Below are 17,165 nucleotides of genomic sequence, written 5' to 3' on the forward strand. Positions count from 1 at the left end.
AAATTTATAACAATATTTCCCTCTAACGTTTAATGAATTTCAATAAATTGCCTTTTTAATTCTAGATAAGTATATGCTTTGTTAATATGTTTAGTTCAAAATCCAAAAGTAAGTTTATGCTTTCTATTGGAGAAGAAGGCATAATGTTACTATATTTTAAAAATAATACTTTAAATAAAAGGTATTTTGTTAAGGGCAAAAACGATAAAGCAGTTTCCGATTTAATTTCATGTCTTTCGTCAGATAAAAAAGCACCTTTATACCTGGTGCTTAATCATGCAGATCAAAATTACTCGCTACAGTTTATTACAAGGGCAAACAAGATTAGTGCCTATCTATCAGCAAAAACAAAGATGGAGCATTTTTCTCGTAATAATGACATAAGTTCAGTTTTTTTGGTTGAGAAGCCAAACAAATTCAATCAAAACTGGTGCTATCTTCTTGTTTCATCAAAAGCAAAGCATTTAGTAGAATATTGGTTGAATGTGTTTATTGAGATAGGCTCCAACTTTAAGGGAATATTAATGTTTCCTATAGAAATAAGTAATATAACAAAAAAGATTCTACATAAAGATCCTAATAATTGGAAAATTATAGTTGCTGCAACTAAAACGGGAGGCTATAGACAAGTGGTTCTTAAAGAGAATAAAATGGTATTTACGCGCTTAACATCATTTACTAATGATAATTTACCAGGAATTATCGCTGGTGGAATATATCAGGAAGTGCAAGATACTATTCGATCCTTAACTAAGTTTGGGTTTGAAAAAAATAACCCTATCGACCTTTGTATCATAGTGTCAGAAGATATCAAAGCTAGTTTATCAGTCATAAATTTTTCAGAGAACAGTGTGAACATATTAACTCCATATGAGTTAGGCAAACTATTAGGAGCAGAACTAGCTATAAGTGAAAAAGATAACTTTTGCGATACCATAATTTTGTTTCATAGCTTTAAGAATAAATTAGCAGCTATTTTTAATACAAAGGAAACTAAAGAATTTTATCTATTCAATTACCTTTATTTAAACTCTCCTCGAATTTTTCTATACTTCGCCCTGGTTTTAGTTATAACAAACACCCTTTGTTTGCTAAATTTGTATTCAAATTTCAATGTCGCTGATAATTTATCAGCAAAGCAGAACACCTTAAATAACCAATTAACAAAACTTAGCCAAAGCTATAATGTAAAAAAAATAGATGAAATTTATGATTTTATTAATATCAATAATATTTTATCAAAAATAGAATACTCTCCTCTTACACAAGTTAAGTATGTAGAAAAGTTAAAAATACCAGGTATAGAGCTTCGATCATTTGAATGGAATTATAATGAGGCAAAAAGTTATATTACCACAACTTTAAAGTTTAATTTTCAATCCGGTAAAAATATTTCTCATCAATACGAGAAACTACGAAAAAATTTAAACGATAATTTTCGTACCTATGACATTAATATTTCTAGCTTACCTGCTGCTAAAGAGCAAAATCTATCTATTGATGTTGAAATAGGAGAGGCAATGTAGATTAATGACTATCTCTCAATTAAAAAGAAAAGCTACAATTCAGTTTATATCGTATTTGTTATTATCTGTTGGATTAATAGGGTTATTAACATATGTTGTTATCTATAACGAAAAGATTTATAATAAAAACCAAATTGCGATTGATAAAATACGTTCTATTAATTTACAGATTACTGGAATTCAAAAAAAGGAAGTTGTTCTAAATAAAAACCTAGATTTATGGAAAAAAATTTCTTCTTCAAATTTACATAGTAGCAGATACATTGCAAATTTAAATTTCGAGCTTAGCAAGTTATATAAAAAGTACTATATATTAGAACCTGAAATATCAATTTCTATACCCGAAGAAGTTGAGCTCCACAACAAAAGTGAACGCACAAAAGTAATAAAAAGTGAAGTGGTCCTAAATTTAAGCTCAATCAGCGATAAGCATATTTTTTTATTTCTACAGTCTATTCCAAATCTGCCCGGTTATGTTATGATCAAATCTCTTATTTTAAATAAGCAGAGAAATATTGATGCTGCAACTATGAATCAGATTTTGAATGGTAATATGATAGAGATAGTGAGAGCTAATATAGTCTTTGATTGGTATACTATATTAAGTAGATAAGGTGATGAACATAAAGCTGTTTTTTATTTTTACGCTACTCATTTCCAATGTTAATGCATATTGCAGTTGTGAAGATATCATAGAAAGCATAGAAATTTGTAAGGAGTATTCTTGCCGACAATATATTGGCAATGAAGATTTTATTGAGCATAAAATATTAGGATTAAATAGTGGAAATTTATGCGTATATATAGAAAAACAAGGTAATGATGAAATGGTTTGTCATCATTCTCAGTATGGAATGATGATAGAAAAAAGATATTTTGAAAGTATTCTTAAAGTTGGCAATCAAGAAATCGACGATTTTATTGATATAGCAAATTTGCGTGCAAAAGAGTGTTTCTTTATCAACAATCAAAAACTAAGCTATACAGATCGGGACGATATAATAAGAGAAGCAGTGGAAAGTGACTTTGACGTTTTGTCACAATATAGTAACGTAAAAAGCATTTTTTTTGATGAAGAGCCAGTTAATAAAATGGTTCATGAAATGGAAAAGTTCAATTTATGGTCTTCAAAAGCTGCGAAAGAGGAGAATTTCAACTGTAAGGTAGTGAGTTTAGACTCAATTTTATATCTTTCTCTCGATACATGGAAAATATGGGTAAATGGAAAACTGTTTATAAACACTAAGGATTTAAAAGTGCACTCAGTCACTGAAAATTATGTAACTTTTGTATGGACCGTAGATCAAAAAGCAATAAAAAAGCATGCGAATGATTCTCAAAATGTATATTTTGGATATGGGAGTATTATGTTTACGCTTTATCCAAAACAAAAATTTGACTTGGATGGCTTATCTATTAAATAACTTAAATATATATGCGCTTGTAGCTCAGTTGGATAGAGCGTTGCCCTCCGGAGGCAAAGGCCGTGGGTTCGAATCCCTCCAAGCGCACTTTTAATTAAATTTGACAATAGTATTTTCACATAAGATAATAAAAGGATTTATTTAGAGCATAATTATGTCTGGTGGTACCATAAACAAAGTCATACTAGTTGGTAATTTAGGAAAAGATCCTGAAATTAGGACTACACAAAATGGAAAAGAAATGGCAAGTTTTTCAATAGCCACGTCTGAAAGTTGGACTGACAAACTTTCCGGTATGCGCTCTGAAAAGACAGAGTGGCATAATATCGTAATTTTTAGTGAAGGATTAGTAAAAATCGTCAAAGATTTTGCACGCAAAGGCAGTAAAGTTTATGTTGAAGGTTCTTTGAGAACTAGAAAATGGACTGACCAAAACGGTGGTGAAAGATACACAACAGAGGTGGTTCTATATAATTTTAATAGCGCTCTTACTCTCTTGGATTCACGAAATAGTGCGCCAAATTCTGATTACAAGCCAAGTGAATACAAACAAGGTGAAACAGGACAAAAAGATAAACACGAAAGTTTTGACAACGATATAAAAGATGAACTACTCGACGATGAAATACCATTTTAACAATTTAAATTGAAATCTACATTTTTATGGACTGCTTGTGTTACTCCTTTTAATTGCAATGGAGATAGTATAGATTATAGCAGTTTGCAGCGTTTACTGACAATGCAAGTTAAAGCTGAAAATGGCGTAGTGTTGCTGGGTAGCACAGGTGAAGGCCTATCGCTTACTGATTCTGAAAAACGCGAGTTAGTTGAATTTGTATGTGAGCTAAAATTAAATACAAAAATTATAATTGGCGTACCAGGAGTGAATCTATATCAGACTCTTGAATGGCTTGATTTTTGCAAGGGTATGCCTATTCATGGCTATCTAATGACAACTCCCATTTATGCAAAGCCCGGAATTATGGGGCAGACTTTATGGTTTGAAAAGCTGCTTGAGAAAGCACATGTGCCGGTTATGTTTTACAATATTCCATCAAGAGCAGGAATAAATCTTCACGCTGAAACTGTACGCAACTTATCCAGCCACGAAAAATTTTGGGCTATCAAAGATTCAAGTGGCACTGTTGATACTTTAGCTCAGTATAAGAAAGTTGCACCAAATATTGAGGTCTTTTGTGGAGATGATAATATGATATCCGATATGGCCGCTTATGGTGCGGCTGGCCTGGTTTCCGTTGCTTCCAATGTTTGGCCATATGTAGCACATGAATATGTTAAGAAGTGCCTCAATGGCAGGAACCCTCAGGCAGATATCTGGCAACAGGCTTGCGAAGCGTTATTTACTGCCAGCAACCCAATACCTACTAAAGCACTTTTGCATGATATTGGTCTTATAGAACATCAAACTGTCCGCCTACCGCTCAGCACAGAAGACTTGCCTTCTGTTGAAAAATTGAGGCAAGTCAATAAAATGATTCTTGGATGGAAAGAATTGGCTACTCTCTAAATAGTCTTGCAACTTTGATTTAATATACAATCCAAGTTTCATTTGAACACTCCCAAACTTATCACTTTATGCCACTGGTCTTCATCTAAAATTTCTACACCTAATTCCACTGCCTTTTTATATTTGGATCCTGGTTTTTCTCCTGCAATTAGGTAGTCAGTTTTAGCAGAAAGATGTGAGCTGACCTTTGCTCCTAGAGTTTTGGCTCTTACTTTTGCCTCTCCTCTACTCATAGCAAGTAGCTTACCAGTAAACACTATAATTTTATTATTTAAAACAGAGTCACTAGAGTTGGAGCTCACAGGAAGAATTTGAAGACAAGCAGTAAGATCATTTAACATTTTGATGTTATGTTCCTTAGAAAAAAATGATTCCAAAGATTCAGCTACTTTTTTTCCTATGCCGTCTATACCTACTAGCTCAGTATTATCTGATGACAGTTCAATCATCGAATTATACCAATTATCATAAGAAACATAATAATCTGCAAGCAATTCTGCTGCAACTTGGCCAATAAATCTAATACCTAAAGAAAATATAAACCTATCTAGAGTTATTACCCTTCTGCTTTGTATAGCATTTAATAAATGAGCTATTGATTTCTTGCCCCAACCAGACTGTTCTTCCAGATTAAATTCATCCAATTTTTCTTCTAAAGTAAAAATATCATGGATTTGTTTTATCAGACCAAGGTCGTAAAAAAACTCTATCTGCTTATCACCAAGGCCAACAATGTCAAATGCATCTTTCGATACAAAATGCTTTAGTTTTTCTATCATTTGAGCTTTACAGGCAAATTCCTCAGGACACCTTACTGCCGCCTCTCCCTCAACCTGACGTACTTTACTACCACATTCAGGGCATACTTCAGGAAACACAAATTCAGGTGTATTTGGAAGACGAGAATCTCTGCTTACTTCAACGATCTGGGGAATTACATCCCCTGCCCTTTTGATTGTTACAATATCTCCCTCTCTTATGTCTTTACGTTTTATCTCATCTTGGTTATGCAGACTTGCTCTACTAACTAGCACCCCACCAATATTGACTGGCACTAAATCTGCAACTGGAGTTAAAACCCCTGTTCTGCCCACCTGTATAAATATCTTATTTAACTTTGTTTTTGCATAAACCGCAGAAAACTTGTATGCAAGTGCTGAGCGCGGTGCTTTGTGAGTATTCCCTAGACGATTTTGTAGTACCAAATCATTTACTTTATAGACTATTCCATCAATATCATAATCCAAGTTATAGCGACAGTTATAGACTTCATTATAGAACTTCAGCATTCCATCCAAACTACTCGTTAAGGACTGATGCTCATTTACGCAAAAACCAAGTGCCTCAAGCTTATTTAGTACCTCACTTTGACTTTTCTCTGCTCCACCAATCAAAGAATAAGCAAAATATCTAAGAGGTCTGCTTGCTGTAATGTTTGCATCCAATTGCTTTAGAGAACCAGCGGCTGCATTTCGAGGATTGGCAAATTCATCGTTTTCATTTAACTTTAAAAAGTCGCTGTTACTGATGTATATTTCACCTCTTACTTCTAGTCTTCCTTGCACACCTTGCAAAAACTTAGGAAAGCCTTTTATTGTTGCAACATTGTGAGTGACATCTTCCCCTACAAAACCATCACCTCGAGTTGCAGCTTTAACAAATCTTCCATCCTCATAAATTGCAGAAAACGACAACCCATCAATTTTTGGTTCACATAATATCTCTATTTTGTCCTCAATTAAAAACCTCTTTATTTTAGACAAAAATTTCTCTACACCTTGTTCATCATAAGCATTCTCAAGGGAAAGCATAGGTTCTTGATGTTCCACCTTAGAAAACCTCTCATCAGGTGGAGCACCAACACTATCTTGTGTTGCATAAGCTTCTGGAAGTTGTGCCTCTATTTCAGCTAACTTTTTCTTCAGTTCATCATATTCAGCATCACTTATTTCTGGCTTATTTTTTTGGTGATACAAAACATTATGATAATTTATTTGATCTTGCAGTTTTTCTCTCATCTTTTTTAAGGTAGTCATGATACCAATATAATGCTACATTAGCCTTTGTCGTCAAGTTGTGAATTTTCTTGAATTTATCATATGGTCTTAATCCATCAAATATCAAAGGTGCCACAATGCTATAGCCATACTTATTCTTCTCTTGCTCAATTGTATTAGCAGATCTCGCTTGCTCTAGCCATATATTTATATAAAATTAAAATAAATTAGAGTAAACAATATTGCTATTTAAATGCTAACAAGATTCGCTCCAAGCCCAACTGGCTACCTCCACGTAGGAAACGTACGAACTGCCTTGGTTTGTTGGATGTACACACGCAATCAAAATGGAAAATTTTTACTCCGTTTTGATGATACTGACCTTCAGCGTTCAGATGTCAAATATATAAATGATATCATACAAGATTTGAAATGGATTGGTATCAATTGGGATGCAAGTTTCAAGCAATCAGAGCGCTTTGAGCGTTATAACGAGGTGTTTTTGCAGTTAATAAAAGAAGGGCATATTTATGCATGCTATGAAACAAGAGAAGAGTTAGACATTAAACGAAAATTGCAGTTAAAACAAGGACTTCCCCCTGTATATGACAGAAGCGCGTTACTTCTAACTGAGCAAGAGAAAATTAGTTATGAGCAAGAAGGAAGAAGACCACATTTTAGATTTAAGTTGGATAGAAATGAAGTTGTTAAATGGAATGATGAAGTTAAAGGTGAAATAAATATTGCAACCAGTAGCATAAGTGACCCTGTGGTAAAAAGAGAAGATGGAATTTACACATACATGTTACCTTCTGTTATTGATGATGTTGACTTTAATGTAACCCATGTTGTACGCGGGGAAGATCATGTAACTAATACCGCAGTTCAGCTCCAAATGATTAAAGCATTAAAAGCGAAAATCCCTACATTTGCTCACCTTTCTCTGCTACATTTTGATGATAGCAAAATATCCAAGCGAACCGGCGTGCTGGACATTAAATCTATAAAAGAAGATGAAATTGAACCGATGGCACTAGTTAGTTATTTAGTGAAGCTCGGAACATCCAATCCAATTGAAGCTTGCGCCTGTATGCAATCTTTGATTGATTCATTTGACATTAAAAAATTTAGCTCAGCATGTACGCAATTTAGCTTGAGTGAAGCATACAAGCTAAATTGCAAAGTGCTGCAACAAATGCCATTTGAAATTATACAAGAACGTTTAAATCAAATTGGAGTGGACTCCTCAGAGTTTTGGTATTTTATAAAGAACAATATAGAAAGGTTTTCTGAGGTGGCCAAGTGGTGGAAAATATGCAAATCCGATATAGAGCCTGTGATTCTTGATAAGGAGCTTATAAAAATTGCGTTCAATGCATTGCCCCAAGGTGATTGTAATGAAAACACGTTGTCAGAATGGGTCAAAACTATTCGACAAACAGTGGATATAAAGGCAAAAAACCTATTTACGCAGTTGCGTTCAGCTTTAACAGGAACAGAAACAGGACCAGAGCTCGCTAAACTATTAATTTTTATCGGCAAAGAAAATATCATTGCAAGGTTAAAAGAAAAGTGAAAACTAAAGAATTATAGCTAATGCAATCCCTACGTCATACCGCGATTCATTCGCGGTATCCCTTAGCCGCTAACAAGAGATCCCGCTAACAAGTAGCGGGATGACGGTTGTCAGGGTGTCATCCAAGTAGCCTCTTTCTTGTCATCCCAGTGCCCAGACACTGGGATGACAAAAAAAGGAGCACTGGAATGACAGCAATCTACGTCATACCGCGATTCATTCGCGGTATCTCAGCCGCTAACAAGAGATCCCGCTAACAAGCAGCGGGATGACGGTTGTCGTTTAGCCATAAACATTAAGAAATTTACCAAATAAAAAAAAAGGCAAAAGAAGCCCCGTGGTTATTATCCGCTTTAAAATATTGGCGTTTTTTATGTTTTAAACGCTTGACAAGCGAGATTCAGCCGCTTTTAATTGCAACTAACTTACGCTGCAAATGTTTAAGAAATTTACTAAGCAGAAAAAAAGACAAAGAATCCCCGAGTTAGCTAGTCTTTTACTATCTCTGTCGAGTATTGGCATTTTTTGATGTCTTGTAACGCTTTATAAGCGCGTTCAGCTTATTTAGATAAAAATCTAGATGTAGATGAAGTTTTGTAAAGACATACAGTATCTATATACTGCAAAAAATTGAACATAAGACGCCGATACATTAAGTAATCCTTACCTTTTAATCTGCAGATTGGCGAAAGCAAATACAATAGCTTCACTATCATGATAAGGGAGCTGGCGGAGTTTGTCAAGTAAGTTTTTGTATTTTAATTTTAGAATTTTATAGGCTTTTGTTCTCATGAAAATTATGTTCTCATGAGTAAATTAATGTTATCCTTTTTTGTTGATCTAAAGTTTCTTATGTTCATACACTTACGTGTTCATAGTGTTTATTCGCTGCTTGAAAGCTCGGTTAAAATTGAGGAGCTGATCGGCCTTTGTTTGCGAAATAAAATGCCAGCGGTTGCAATTACTGATTCAGGTAATTTATTTGGTTCACTTGAGTTTGCAGAATATGCGGCAAGTAGGGGAATACAGCTAATAATAGGATGCAATATTATAGTTAAACATTCAGAACAAAATTTACCTATATTATTGCTTGCAAAAAATGAGCAAGGGTACACTAATTTAGTCACTTTGGTGAGTGAGTCTTTTAGAAAGCGCAAGAATAACAGCGATATTCCTTACGTTGATTTTGATGAGCTATTGAATTTAAGTACGGGTCTGATCGCTTTAACCGGTGGATGTTTGGCTCAACTATTGTTGGGGCAAGATAAAGAAACGGTTGAAAAACTGCTTTCAGCATTCAATGGTCATTTATATGTTGAATTGCAGCGTCATGGGCTGAATAAAGAGCTAGAGCTTGAAGAAGCTTTAATAGACTTTGCTTATCAGCGCAATATACCACTAGTTGCAACGAACGATGTGTTTTTTCCAAATAGGTCTGACTATGAGGCTTATGATATATTAACGTGTATATCGGAGGGGAGTTATGCCCTGGAGAATAACAGAAAGAAGTTAACTACCGAGCATTACTTCAAGTCTGTGGCAGAAATGGAGGAGCTGTTCAGCGACATTCCCGAAGCAATTCATAACACTTTAGTGATAGCTAAGCGGTGCTCTTACATGCCAAGAAGCAGGCAGCCTATTTTGCCTAAATTTCCTTGTCGAGAAAATAAAACTGAGAATGAAGAACTGAGGGAGCAGGCAGTTGCAGGATTAGAATTCCGTATTGCGAATGAGACAGACATAGACCTTAAACAATACTACGATCGGCTGAATTACGAACTGAGTGTGATAACTTCGATGAACTACGCTGGCTACTTTTTGATAGTTTCTGATTTCATTCGTTGGAGCAAAGCAAATGGCATTCCAGTTGGTCCAGGAAGAGGCTCTGGTGCTGGATCAATTGTTGCTTGGGGCTTGCAGATTACAGACCTTGATCCAATAAAGTTTGGCCTAATATTTGAAAGATTTTTGAATCCTGATCGTGTATCGATGCCTGACTTTGATATCGATTTCTGCCAAGAGAAAAGGGACCTGGTTATTGATTATGTTCAGAAAAAGTACGGTTATGTTGCTCAAATAATCACTTTTGGAAAATTGCAAGCAAGGGCAGTATTGCGTGATGTTGGTAGAGTATTGCAAATGCCTTACTCTCAAGTGGATAAAATATCTAAAATGGTTCCATTTAATCCAGTAAATCCTGTAACTTTATCACAAGCGATAGAGTTTGATCAAAACCTGCAGAAAGAGCGGGATAGTGATGAGGTAATTGCAAAGCTTCTTGATATATCGCTAAGGCTCGAAGGAATATATCGTCACGTTTCAACTCATGCTGCTGGAATTGTAATATGTGATCAAAAGTTGGAAAATTTTGTTCCTGTGTACTACGATCCAAATTCGGCTCTGCCAATCACTCAATACAGCATGAAATATGTGGAGAAAGCTGGGCTAATAAAATTTGATTTTCTTGGACTTGGTACGCTAACGCTAATAGATCATGTGTGTCGTTTAATTAATCGTGATGAAAAAAAGATCGATATTTCTTCAGTTCCTTTGAATGATCAAAAAACCTATGAGATGCTCTCAAGCGGTGATTCAATTGGAGTGTTTCAGCTTGAAAGTTCGGGAATGAGAGAAGCTTTAATTAAACTAAAACCGGACTGCATTGAAGATATTATCGCTTTAATTTCCCTTTATCGTCCAGGACCTATGGATAACATTCCAACTTATGTTGCAAGAAAGCATGGCCTTGAAAAGCCAGATTATATTCATCCGTTACTTGAGGAAGTATTAAAAGAGACATTTGGGGTAATAATTTACCAAGAACAAGTGATGGAAATAGCGCGTATTCTCTCTGGATATAGTCTCGCAGAAGCAGATTTGCTAAGACGTGCCATGGGTAAGAAAATTAAGGAAGAGATGGATAAACAACGTGAACTTTTTGTCCAAGGGGCAACAAAAAATGGCGTTGATTATGACAGGGCAAGTTATATCTTTGACCTTGTTGCAAAATTTGCTGGTTATGGGTTCAATAAATCTCATGCTGCAGCATATGCGGTGATATCTTATCAAACGGCTTACCTTAAAGCTAATTATCCATTAGAATTTTTTACAGCACTAATGAATCTGAATATTGATGATAGAGATAAACTGAATTTATTTTATCATGCAGCAAAGTTTAGTGGCGTTACCGTTCTTTCACCTGATATAAACAAGTCTCAAGCTGAATTCTCAATAGAGGATGAACGCATACGTTATGGTATTGCTGCCTTGAGGAATGTTGGTTTTTCTATAGCGGAAGGAATAGTGAACGTACGTTCAAGCGCTTGTAAGGACATATGGGAATTCATTCAAAATTCAGGTCATATAATAAATAAGAGAGCGCTAGAAAGCCTGATTAAATCCGGAGCATTCGATAGCGTGCATAAGAACAGAAAGCAGCTATATGAGTCAATGGACACGCTGATTTACTTTGCAAATAAAAACAAACAGGATAGAGAATCAAGTCAAGCTGCTTTGTTTGGTAGTCTTGATGTCCTCAAACCGAAACTTGAGAATGTGGAAGATTTTGATGAAGAGGAAAAATTAGAACATGAGTTATTTTCACTAGGATTTTATTTAACTAATCATCCGCTTGAAAAATTTAGAACTCTTCTGGAAAAGTTAAATATTGGGTTTATCGGAGAAAATAGAACAGCAAAAACTGCTGGGGTAATATTAAATGCACGTATGAGAACTTCAGAGCGTGGAAGGTTTGTTATCCTCACACTTTCTGATCCCCATAACGTTTCTGAAATAGCATTCTATAATAATGAAATAATAGAAGAAAAAAGAGATTTATTTTCACCAGGAACATTTGTGATAATTGATCTTGAAGCTTCGGAAAATACAACAAGATTAGCAGGCAAGGATATATCTGAGTTTACAAAAAGAGTCACTTCTACAATAAAAGAATTAGTTCTCACCACTGAGTGCACGGATTCGCAAAAAGCCGCTATGGAATTAAACACAATATTGAAAGATGAAGGCAGAACCAAAATAATGCTAAAACTTCTTCTCGAAAAACATAAAGTGAGCATCTTATTACCAGGTGCATACTCAATTGCTCCTCAAGTAATTTATGAAATATCTAATTTAAGCTGGATTAAAGGCGTAGAAATTAATACAAATAACTTGCTTATATAAAAAAGCTTTATATAATGAAATATTTAATCGGTATTAAAGGAAGATATAGTGAATCTTTATGAATTTACTTTTATAGCACAACAAGGATTGTTACAGCAAGAAGTAGAGGAGATGGTCCAAGAGCTAGCTGTTTCATTGAAAAATATTAAAGCAGATATTATGTTCCAGCAAATCAGGGATATTCTGAAAAAAGGAAATGACAAGCTTACAAAACAAGAGTTAGAAGTGCGTGCTGAGGACATTAAAGAAAGTCTAGTTGCTTACTCTGACTTCTTGGAAGATCTTACAAAAATTTTATGGGTTGAATTAGAAGAAGATCTTTCAAATTTGAAAGAAGTGAAGTCAAAAATCGATAAAGAGTTGAAAGATGACCTAAAAGATTTAGGAATAACGCAAGATTTTACAAAATTTCTAGGAGGCAGTACTAAAAGTGCGTTTATCCATAACGCAGTAAATGCTTTGAAGAGAAATATTTCAGAACATCTAATAAAGATTTTTCAAGATATTTTGAAAGATTTTAGAATAAACGGTCCAACTCAATCGAGCAAAGCGTTGGAAATGCTTTTGAAAAACATTGAAGCATCAGGATTAATCAAGTATGAACATTGGGGTCTTTTGGATTTTGCATATCACAAAAATAAAATGAAGAGCGGTCATTATTGTATAATGTGCATAAGTTCTACTGCAAGCATTCTGGATGAATTTATGCGTAGAATGAAACTTAATGAGAACGTTATTCGCCACTTTCCTGTGCAGGTTGATAAAATTTTTGAAGGTAAATCTCATATGATGAATAAACAAATTGAGGAGCAAAGCGCATAATGATGAAAAGACGAAATAGTTTTAATAATTCTTACGTATCTGTAAATAATAGGACTGGCTTTAGGCGTTCTAAAGTTTGCCCTCTTGCTGCGTCTAAAGATGAAGACATAGATTATAAGAATATAGATTTATTATCCAAGTTTACCTCTGACTATGGTAGGATATTACCTAGAAGATTAACAGGCGTATGTGCAAAAAAACAAAGGAAGTTACGCTTAGCGATCATAAGGGCACGTTTTTTAGCTCTTATTCCTTACTGTACTAAAAAAGTTTAGGTAATTTATGTTGATAATTTTAAAGGAAAATATAAGGACTTTAGGTAAGCTTGGTGAAGTTGTCAAAGTTAAACCAGGTTATGCACGTAATTTTCTTTTTCCACAAAGAAAAGCGGTGAAAGCTACCAAGGAAAATTTAACAAAGCTAGAGGAGCAACGTTTATTACTGGAAGAAGAGAATATAAAAAGATTAAATGTAGCAAAAGAGCTTGCGTTGTCACTACATGATAAGTTTGTGGTATTAATAAAGCAAGCTTCAGAGGATGGTAAAATTTTTGGTTCTGTAACAACACGTGAAATTGCGAAAATTTTACTACAAGAAGGACATGTGATAGATCACCGTAGTTTATCTTTTGGTGGAGTAAGCATCAAAAACTTGGGTGAATACCAAGTAAACGTAGAATTACATAGTGAAGTAGTAGTACCAATTACTATATACGTCGTGAAATCCGAAACAGATGCAAATGAGCTAAGGCAAGTAAAATTGCAAAATCAGAAGTCTGAGCAACAAGAGGCAGAGCAAGATGCGAATAAAGAAGCTACTGATGGTGATGATAGCTGATCAAAGATGATCCCTTGTTATAGTCGTAAAGAAATGTCTGCCATGGCTAAGCTGGTGTCATCCCAGTGCTTCCCTCATGTCATCCCAGTGCGTGACACTGGGATCCAGTTTATTTCATCATGGACATTATTTTATGCTTCTAGAATCCGTTGTCCATTGAATAATTTGCAAATACTTTTATACCTGGATTCCAGTGTCACGCACTGGAATGACACCATTATTGGAGTAAATCAAAAATGATCCCACGCTATAGCCGTAAAGAAATTTCTGCCATGGCTAAGCTGGTGTCATCCCAGTGCTTCCCTCATGTCATCCCAGTGCGTGACACTGGGATCCAGTTTATTTCATCATGGACATTATTTTATGCTTCTAGAATCCGTTGTCCATTGAATAATTTGCAAATACTTTTATATCTGGATTCCAGTGTCACGCACTGGAATGACACCATTATTGGAATAAATCAAAAATGATTCCCCGCTATAGCAGAAAAGAAATGTCTTCCATTTGGGAGGAAAATAATAAATTTAATATATGGCTTAAAATAGAAAAATTAGCGTGTGAAGCTCAAGCAAAGTTAGGAGTGATTCCGAATAATATTGCTGAGAACCTCTCTGGTGCTATTGAATTTGATGTTGAATGTATCAACGAAATTGAATCCATTGTAAAACATGATGTTATAGCTTTTCTGACATATATTGCTAAAAAAGCGGGAGTTGATGTTCGTTATCTTCATTATGGAATGACAAGTTCTGATGTTTTGGATACATGCCTTGCGGTGCAACTGAAAGAGTCCTGTGATATTTTGCTCGAGAATCTAAAAAATTTACTTGCAGCATTGAAAAAAAAAGCTGAGGACTATAAAGATATTGTTTGTGTTGGACGCAGTCACGGAATGCATGCAGAACCAACAACTCTTGGAATAAAATTTGCCAGATTTTATGCTGAATTTAAACGCAATTATCAGAGATTAATTAGCGCGCAAAAAGAGATCTCAATTTGTAAAATATCAGGTGCAGTAGGCAATTTTGCAAATGTTGATCCGTTTGTTGAAGAATATGTAGCGAAAGAAATGGGACTCATACCTGAAACCATATCATCTCAAATCATTCCTCGTGATAGACATGCCATGTTCTTTTCAGTTTTGGGAGTAATTGCAAGTTCAATAGAAAATGTTGCTGTTGAAATTCGTCATTTGCAAAGAACTGAAATCGGCGAAATTTCTGAGCATTTTTCCACTGGGCAGAAGGGAAGCTCTGCTATGCCACACAAATGTAATCCTATTTTAAGTGAAAATCTGACTGGACTCTCACGTTTAATACGCAGTTATGTTTTTCCTGCGTTAGAAAATGTTGCATTGTGGCACGAACGTGATATATCACACTCGTCTGTGGAAAGATGCATTGCTCCTGATGCTTGTATAACAATGGATTTTGCTTTAGTGCGATTAACAGATTTGATAGATAAATTGGTGATCAATAAGGAAAACATTGAAAAGAACTTAAATTCTTCAAAAGGTTTAGTTTTCTCACAGCGTGTATTGCTTGAGTTAGTAAATAGTGGTTTGGCGAGGGAAGAGGCGTATAAAATTGTTCAGAGCAATGCAATGAAAGTGAAACAAAACAACAGTGATTTTCTGGCCGAATTGAAACAAGATAAACCCTTACTTAAGGTTATTAACTCGGAAAAACTTGAATCTTTGTTTGATTTGAAGTATTATACGAAACATATAGATCGTGTGTATAATAAGGTTTTTAATTAGGCTGAGTAGCTCAGTTGGTAGAGCAGGAGGATCATAATCTCTTGGTCGGGGGTTCAAGTCCCTCCTCAGCCACTCGAACTAAACTATGTTTAGCAAAGCAGTGCTATTGGTGAAACCCAGTGTCAGTTACTTGGAATGAGTTGTATATCCACTCAGGTGAGGAGACAATGGATAAGAGATTGTGAAAAGGGTTTAGCTTTTGGCCTATGATCTCTTTAAATGACAGAATTTCACTACAAAACTTAACTTTCTTCTATGCAGTTAGCTAAGTCAAGAAAGGTGAATCTATCTCTTGTTGTAAACGCAAGATCGACCACTTTACAATATTGTTCTTTATTCCAACTGAGGTGCTCTGGTAAGTGTGGAATTGATAGATCTTCAAATATTTTTTGCAGGTGTTTTGCAGGTAGTAAATTTTGCTTAATTAAACTGGAAATATTATGCCATTCTTTACAAATAATCTCTTGGATTTTTTGCTGCATAATTTGCTTCTGTTCAAAAGTTCTTACAAATTCGATATTATCAAAGCACTGAGTTATATGTTTTACATCTAAAGTGGTCGGTTTGATAATCGGGTTTTGTATTGATAATATCTTTTCCTGCAAATTAGCCATGGTAATCGTCGTAACAGCAATTTTTTCGCCATGTAGTAAGGAATGATCTCTTGTTACCATTTCCATTGCGTGAGCTATCATATGCTCTCCTTGGCTTGCAGAATAGCTGCCTTTTGATATTACCATTCCAAGTCCTGAAATTAGTAGAACTTCCATAAGTAATAGGACCACTTTTCTACTTCTTTTAGTAAGCGCCGTATACTCTCTTAGCAAAATTTGCTCCAAATCGCGAACAAGTGTAAAAGGTAATTCATTGTATTCTGTGCTAAGCAACAAATGAGATAGTAGCCAGTCAGCCTGAACTGTTGAACGACAAATGAAATCTGCAAATCCGCTTAATGTGAGGCGCAGTGGCGCATTGGCAAGTATGTCTATATCTATATATATTGCTCTTGGAAGATGTGCTTTGAACGATTTTTTATATCCATTTACTAATATTGAAGCATTTGCGGATGTATATCCATTCATAGAAGCGGCTGTTGGAAAGGATATATAATCTTTTTTCTCGAGGTAGCTTGCATATTTGCAGATATCGTTAACGGTGCCGCTACCAAATGCAACTATTAAGTCACTGTCTTTTACTTTGTTTCTCACTAGATTTACGGTTTCAAGAGAGGCAGCTCTGCTTGGTGTCATTTCTCTACTTGATGTCATCCCAGCGCGTGACACTGGAATGGCAGGTGGGGTTGGAATAATTAAATGAGAAATTTTATTAAATACGTTTTTGTTTAAAAGTTTTGCTGTATTTTCATCTGCAACTAGAAAGATGTCATTTCCGTGTTGTGTGCATATTTCATAGATATCATCAGCAAGGTGGTAATCTGTTATTACTTCCCTTAGAAAAGTTTGTTCGGTTTGATGTAATATTTGTTTTAAATAGTGCATAGAGTGTTTACAATA

Annotated in this window: 16 protein-coding genes and 2 tRNA genes; 16 read left to right on the forward strand and 2 right to left on the reverse strand. The window is 35.0% G+C overall.

Going from position 1 to position 17,165, the window contains the following annotated elements:
* Positions 1-86: 86 nt before the first annotated feature.
* The 6 genes from ACICPZ_RS00430 (at position 87) to dapA (ending at position 4,478) form a co-directional block, all read left to right on the forward strand.
* Positions 87-1,526 carry a hypothetical protein gene (locus ACICPZ_RS00430; RefSeq protein WP_015589193.1) on the forward strand — a complete coding sequence of 480 codons (1,440 nt, stop codon included), beginning with the start codon at positions 87-89 and terminating at the stop codon, positions 1,524-1,526.
* A gap of 4 nt (positions 1,527-1,530) precedes the next feature.
* Positions 1,531-2,139 (forward strand): hypothetical protein, encoded by a 609-nt coding sequence (locus ACICPZ_RS00435; protein ID WP_065094800.1) that lies wholly within the window; start codon positions 1,531-1,533, stop codon positions 2,137-2,139.
* Positions 2,140-2,143: 4 nt separating this feature from the next.
* A complete protein-coding gene (locus ACICPZ_RS00440) occupies positions 2,144-2,950 on the forward strand; it encodes a hypothetical protein (protein ID WP_264329850.1) in 807 nt (268 codons plus the stop codon).
* Positions 2,951-2,963: 13 nt separating this feature from the next.
* A tRNA-Arg gene (locus ACICPZ_RS00445) sits at positions 2,964-3,037 on the forward strand.
* A gap of 67 nt (positions 3,038-3,104) precedes the next feature.
* Positions 3,105-3,587: a single-stranded DNA-binding protein gene (ssb, locus tag ACICPZ_RS00450; RefSeq protein WP_213863027.1), complete on the forward strand. Its 483-nt coding sequence runs from the start codon at positions 3,105-3,107 to the stop codon at positions 3,585-3,587.
* 9 nt (positions 3,588-3,596) lie between these two features.
* Positions 3,597-4,478, forward strand: coding sequence for a 4-hydroxy-tetrahydrodipicolinate synthase (gene dapA / locus ACICPZ_RS00455; RefSeq protein WP_264329667.1), 882 nt, complete (start codon positions 3,597-3,599; stop codon positions 4,476-4,478).
* 38 nt (positions 4,479-4,516) lie between these two features.
* Here the strand turns inward: dapA and ligA are convergent, their stop codons facing one another.
* The gene (ligA, locus tag ACICPZ_RS00460) at positions 4,517-6,514 is read right to left on the reverse strand and encodes an NAD-dependent DNA ligase LigA (RefSeq protein ID WP_264374212.1); all 1,998 of its coding nucleotides are present in this window, start codon (positions 6,512-6,514) and stop codon (positions 4,517-4,519) included.
* Positions 6,515-6,728: 214 nt separating this feature from the next.
* Here ligA and gltX point away from each other — a divergent pair, with 214 nt between their 5' ends.
* The 10 genes from gltX to ACICPZ_RS00510 all read left to right on the forward strand — a co-directional run bounded on the left by gltX (position 6,729) and on the right by ACICPZ_RS00510 (position 15,723).
* Positions 6,729-8,051, forward strand: a complete 1,323-nt coding sequence (gltX, locus tag ACICPZ_RS00465) for a glutamate--tRNA ligase (protein WP_264373691.1) — start codon at positions 6,729-6,731, stop codon at positions 8,049-8,051.
* A 107-nt stretch (positions 8,052-8,158) separates the two neighbouring features.
* Positions 8,159-8,308 carry a hypothetical protein gene (locus ACICPZ_RS00470; RefSeq protein ID WP_264374431.1) on the forward strand — a complete coding sequence of 50 codons (150 nt, stop codon included), beginning with the start codon at positions 8,159-8,161 and terminating at the stop codon, positions 8,306-8,308.
* A gap of 595 nt (positions 8,309-8,903) precedes the next feature.
* Positions 8,904-12,233 (forward strand): DNA polymerase III subunit alpha, encoded by a 3,330-nt coding sequence (gene dnaE / locus ACICPZ_RS00475; RefSeq protein WP_264374253.1) that lies wholly within the window; start codon positions 8,904-8,906, stop codon positions 12,231-12,233.
* 48 nt (positions 12,234-12,281) lie between these two features.
* Entirely contained in the window at positions 12,282-13,055 is a 774-nt protein-coding gene (locus ACICPZ_RS00480) for a 30S ribosomal protein S6 (protein ID WP_010082465.1), read from the forward strand.
* Positions 13,055-13,330 carry a 30S ribosomal protein S18 gene (gene rpsR, locus ACICPZ_RS00485; protein WP_007548890.1) on the forward strand — a complete coding sequence of 92 codons (276 nt, stop codon included), beginning with the start codon at positions 13,055-13,057 and terminating at the stop codon, positions 13,328-13,330. The genes ACICPZ_RS00480 and rpsR overlap by 1 nt, the downstream gene beginning before the upstream one ends.
* Positions 13,331-13,337: 7 nt before the next feature.
* The gene (rplI, locus tag ACICPZ_RS00490; protein WP_006279792.1) at positions 13,338-13,892 is read left to right on the forward strand and encodes a 50S ribosomal protein L9; all 555 of its coding nucleotides are present in this window, start codon (positions 13,338-13,340) and stop codon (positions 13,890-13,892) included.
* 6 nt (positions 13,893-13,898) lie between these two features.
* Positions 13,899-14,132 carry a hypothetical protein gene (locus ACICPZ_RS00495; RefSeq protein ID WP_182282649.1) on the forward strand — a complete coding sequence of 78 codons (234 nt, stop codon included), beginning with the start codon at positions 13,899-13,901 and terminating at the stop codon, positions 14,130-14,132.
* Positions 14,129-14,362, forward strand: a complete 234-nt coding sequence (locus ACICPZ_RS00500) for a hypothetical protein (protein ID WP_138344574.1) — start codon at positions 14,129-14,131, stop codon at positions 14,360-14,362. The genes ACICPZ_RS00495 and ACICPZ_RS00500 overlap by 4 nt, the downstream gene beginning before the upstream one ends.
* Positions 14,359-15,651 carry an adenylosuccinate lyase gene (gene purB, locus ACICPZ_RS00505; protein WP_010962833.1) on the forward strand — a complete coding sequence of 431 codons (1,293 nt, stop codon included), beginning with the start codon at positions 14,359-14,361 and terminating at the stop codon, positions 15,649-15,651. Before ACICPZ_RS00500 ends, purB begins: the two co-directional genes overlap by 4 nt.
* Positions 15,651-15,723 (forward strand) — tRNA-Met (locus tag ACICPZ_RS00510). The genes purB and ACICPZ_RS00510 overlap by 1 nt, the downstream gene beginning before the upstream one ends.
* Before the next feature lie 170 nt (positions 15,724-15,893).
* On the opposite strand, the gene ACICPZ_RS00515 is transcribed toward ACICPZ_RS00510, so the two are convergent.
* Entirely contained in the window at positions 15,894-17,150 is a 1,257-nt protein-coding gene (locus ACICPZ_RS00515; protein ID WP_264329664.1) for an iron-containing alcohol dehydrogenase, read from the reverse strand.
* Positions 17,151-17,165 lie beyond the last annotated feature (15 nt).

Source organism: Wolbachia endosymbiont (group A) of Melitta haemorrhoidalis, from assembly GCF_964273365.1.
Taxonomy (GTDB): Bacteria; Pseudomonadota; Alphaproteobacteria; order Rickettsiales; family Anaplasmataceae; genus Wolbachia; species Wolbachia pipientis.

Excerpts from the sequence above, each read along its gene's own strand:
- ACICPZ_RS00430 (WP_015589193.1), top strand. The coding sequence starts at position 87 with ATGTTTAGTTCAAAATCCAAAAGTAAGTTTATGCTTTCTATTGGAGAA.
- ACICPZ_RS00435 (WP_065094800.1), top strand. The coding sequence starts at position 1,531 with ATGACTATCTCTCAATTAAAAAGAAAAGCTACAATTCAGTTTATATCG.
- ACICPZ_RS00440 (WP_264329850.1), top strand. The coding sequence starts at position 2,144 with ATGAACATAAAGCTGTTTTTTATTTTTACGCTACTCATTTCCAATGTT.
- ssb (WP_213863027.1), top strand. The coding sequence starts at position 3,105 with ATGTCTGGTGGTACCATAAACAAAGTCATACTAGTTGGTAATTTAGGA.
- ligA (WP_264374212.1), bottom strand. The coding sequence starts at position 6,514 with ATGACTACCTTAAAAAAGATGAGAGAAAAACTGCAAGATCAAATAAAT.
- gltX (WP_264373691.1), top strand. The coding sequence starts at position 6,729 with ATGCTAACAAGATTCGCTCCAAGCCCAACTGGCTACCTCCACGTAGGA.
- dnaE (WP_264374253.1), top strand. The coding sequence starts at position 8,904 with ATGTTCATACACTTACGTGTTCATAGTGTTTATTCGCTGCTTGAAAGC.
- rpsR (WP_007548890.1), top strand. The coding sequence starts at position 13,055 with ATGATGAAAAGACGAAATAGTTTTAATAATTCTTACGTATCTGTAAAT.
- rplI (WP_006279792.1), top strand. The coding sequence starts at position 13,338 with ATGTTGATAATTTTAAAGGAAAATATAAGGACTTTAGGTAAGCTTGGT.
- ACICPZ_RS00495 (WP_182282649.1), top strand. The coding sequence starts at position 13,899 with ATGATCCCTTGTTATAGTCGTAAAGAAATGTCTGCCATGGCTAAGCTG.
- ACICPZ_RS00500 (WP_138344574.1), top strand. The coding sequence starts at position 14,129 with ATGATCCCACGCTATAGCCGTAAAGAAATTTCTGCCATGGCTAAGCTG.
- purB (WP_010962833.1), top strand. The coding sequence starts at position 14,359 with ATGATTCCCCGCTATAGCAGAAAAGAAATGTCTTCCATTTGGGAGGAA.
- ACICPZ_RS00515 (WP_264329664.1), bottom strand. The coding sequence starts at position 17,150 with ATGCACTATTTAAAACAAATATTACATCAAACCGAACAAACTTTTCTA.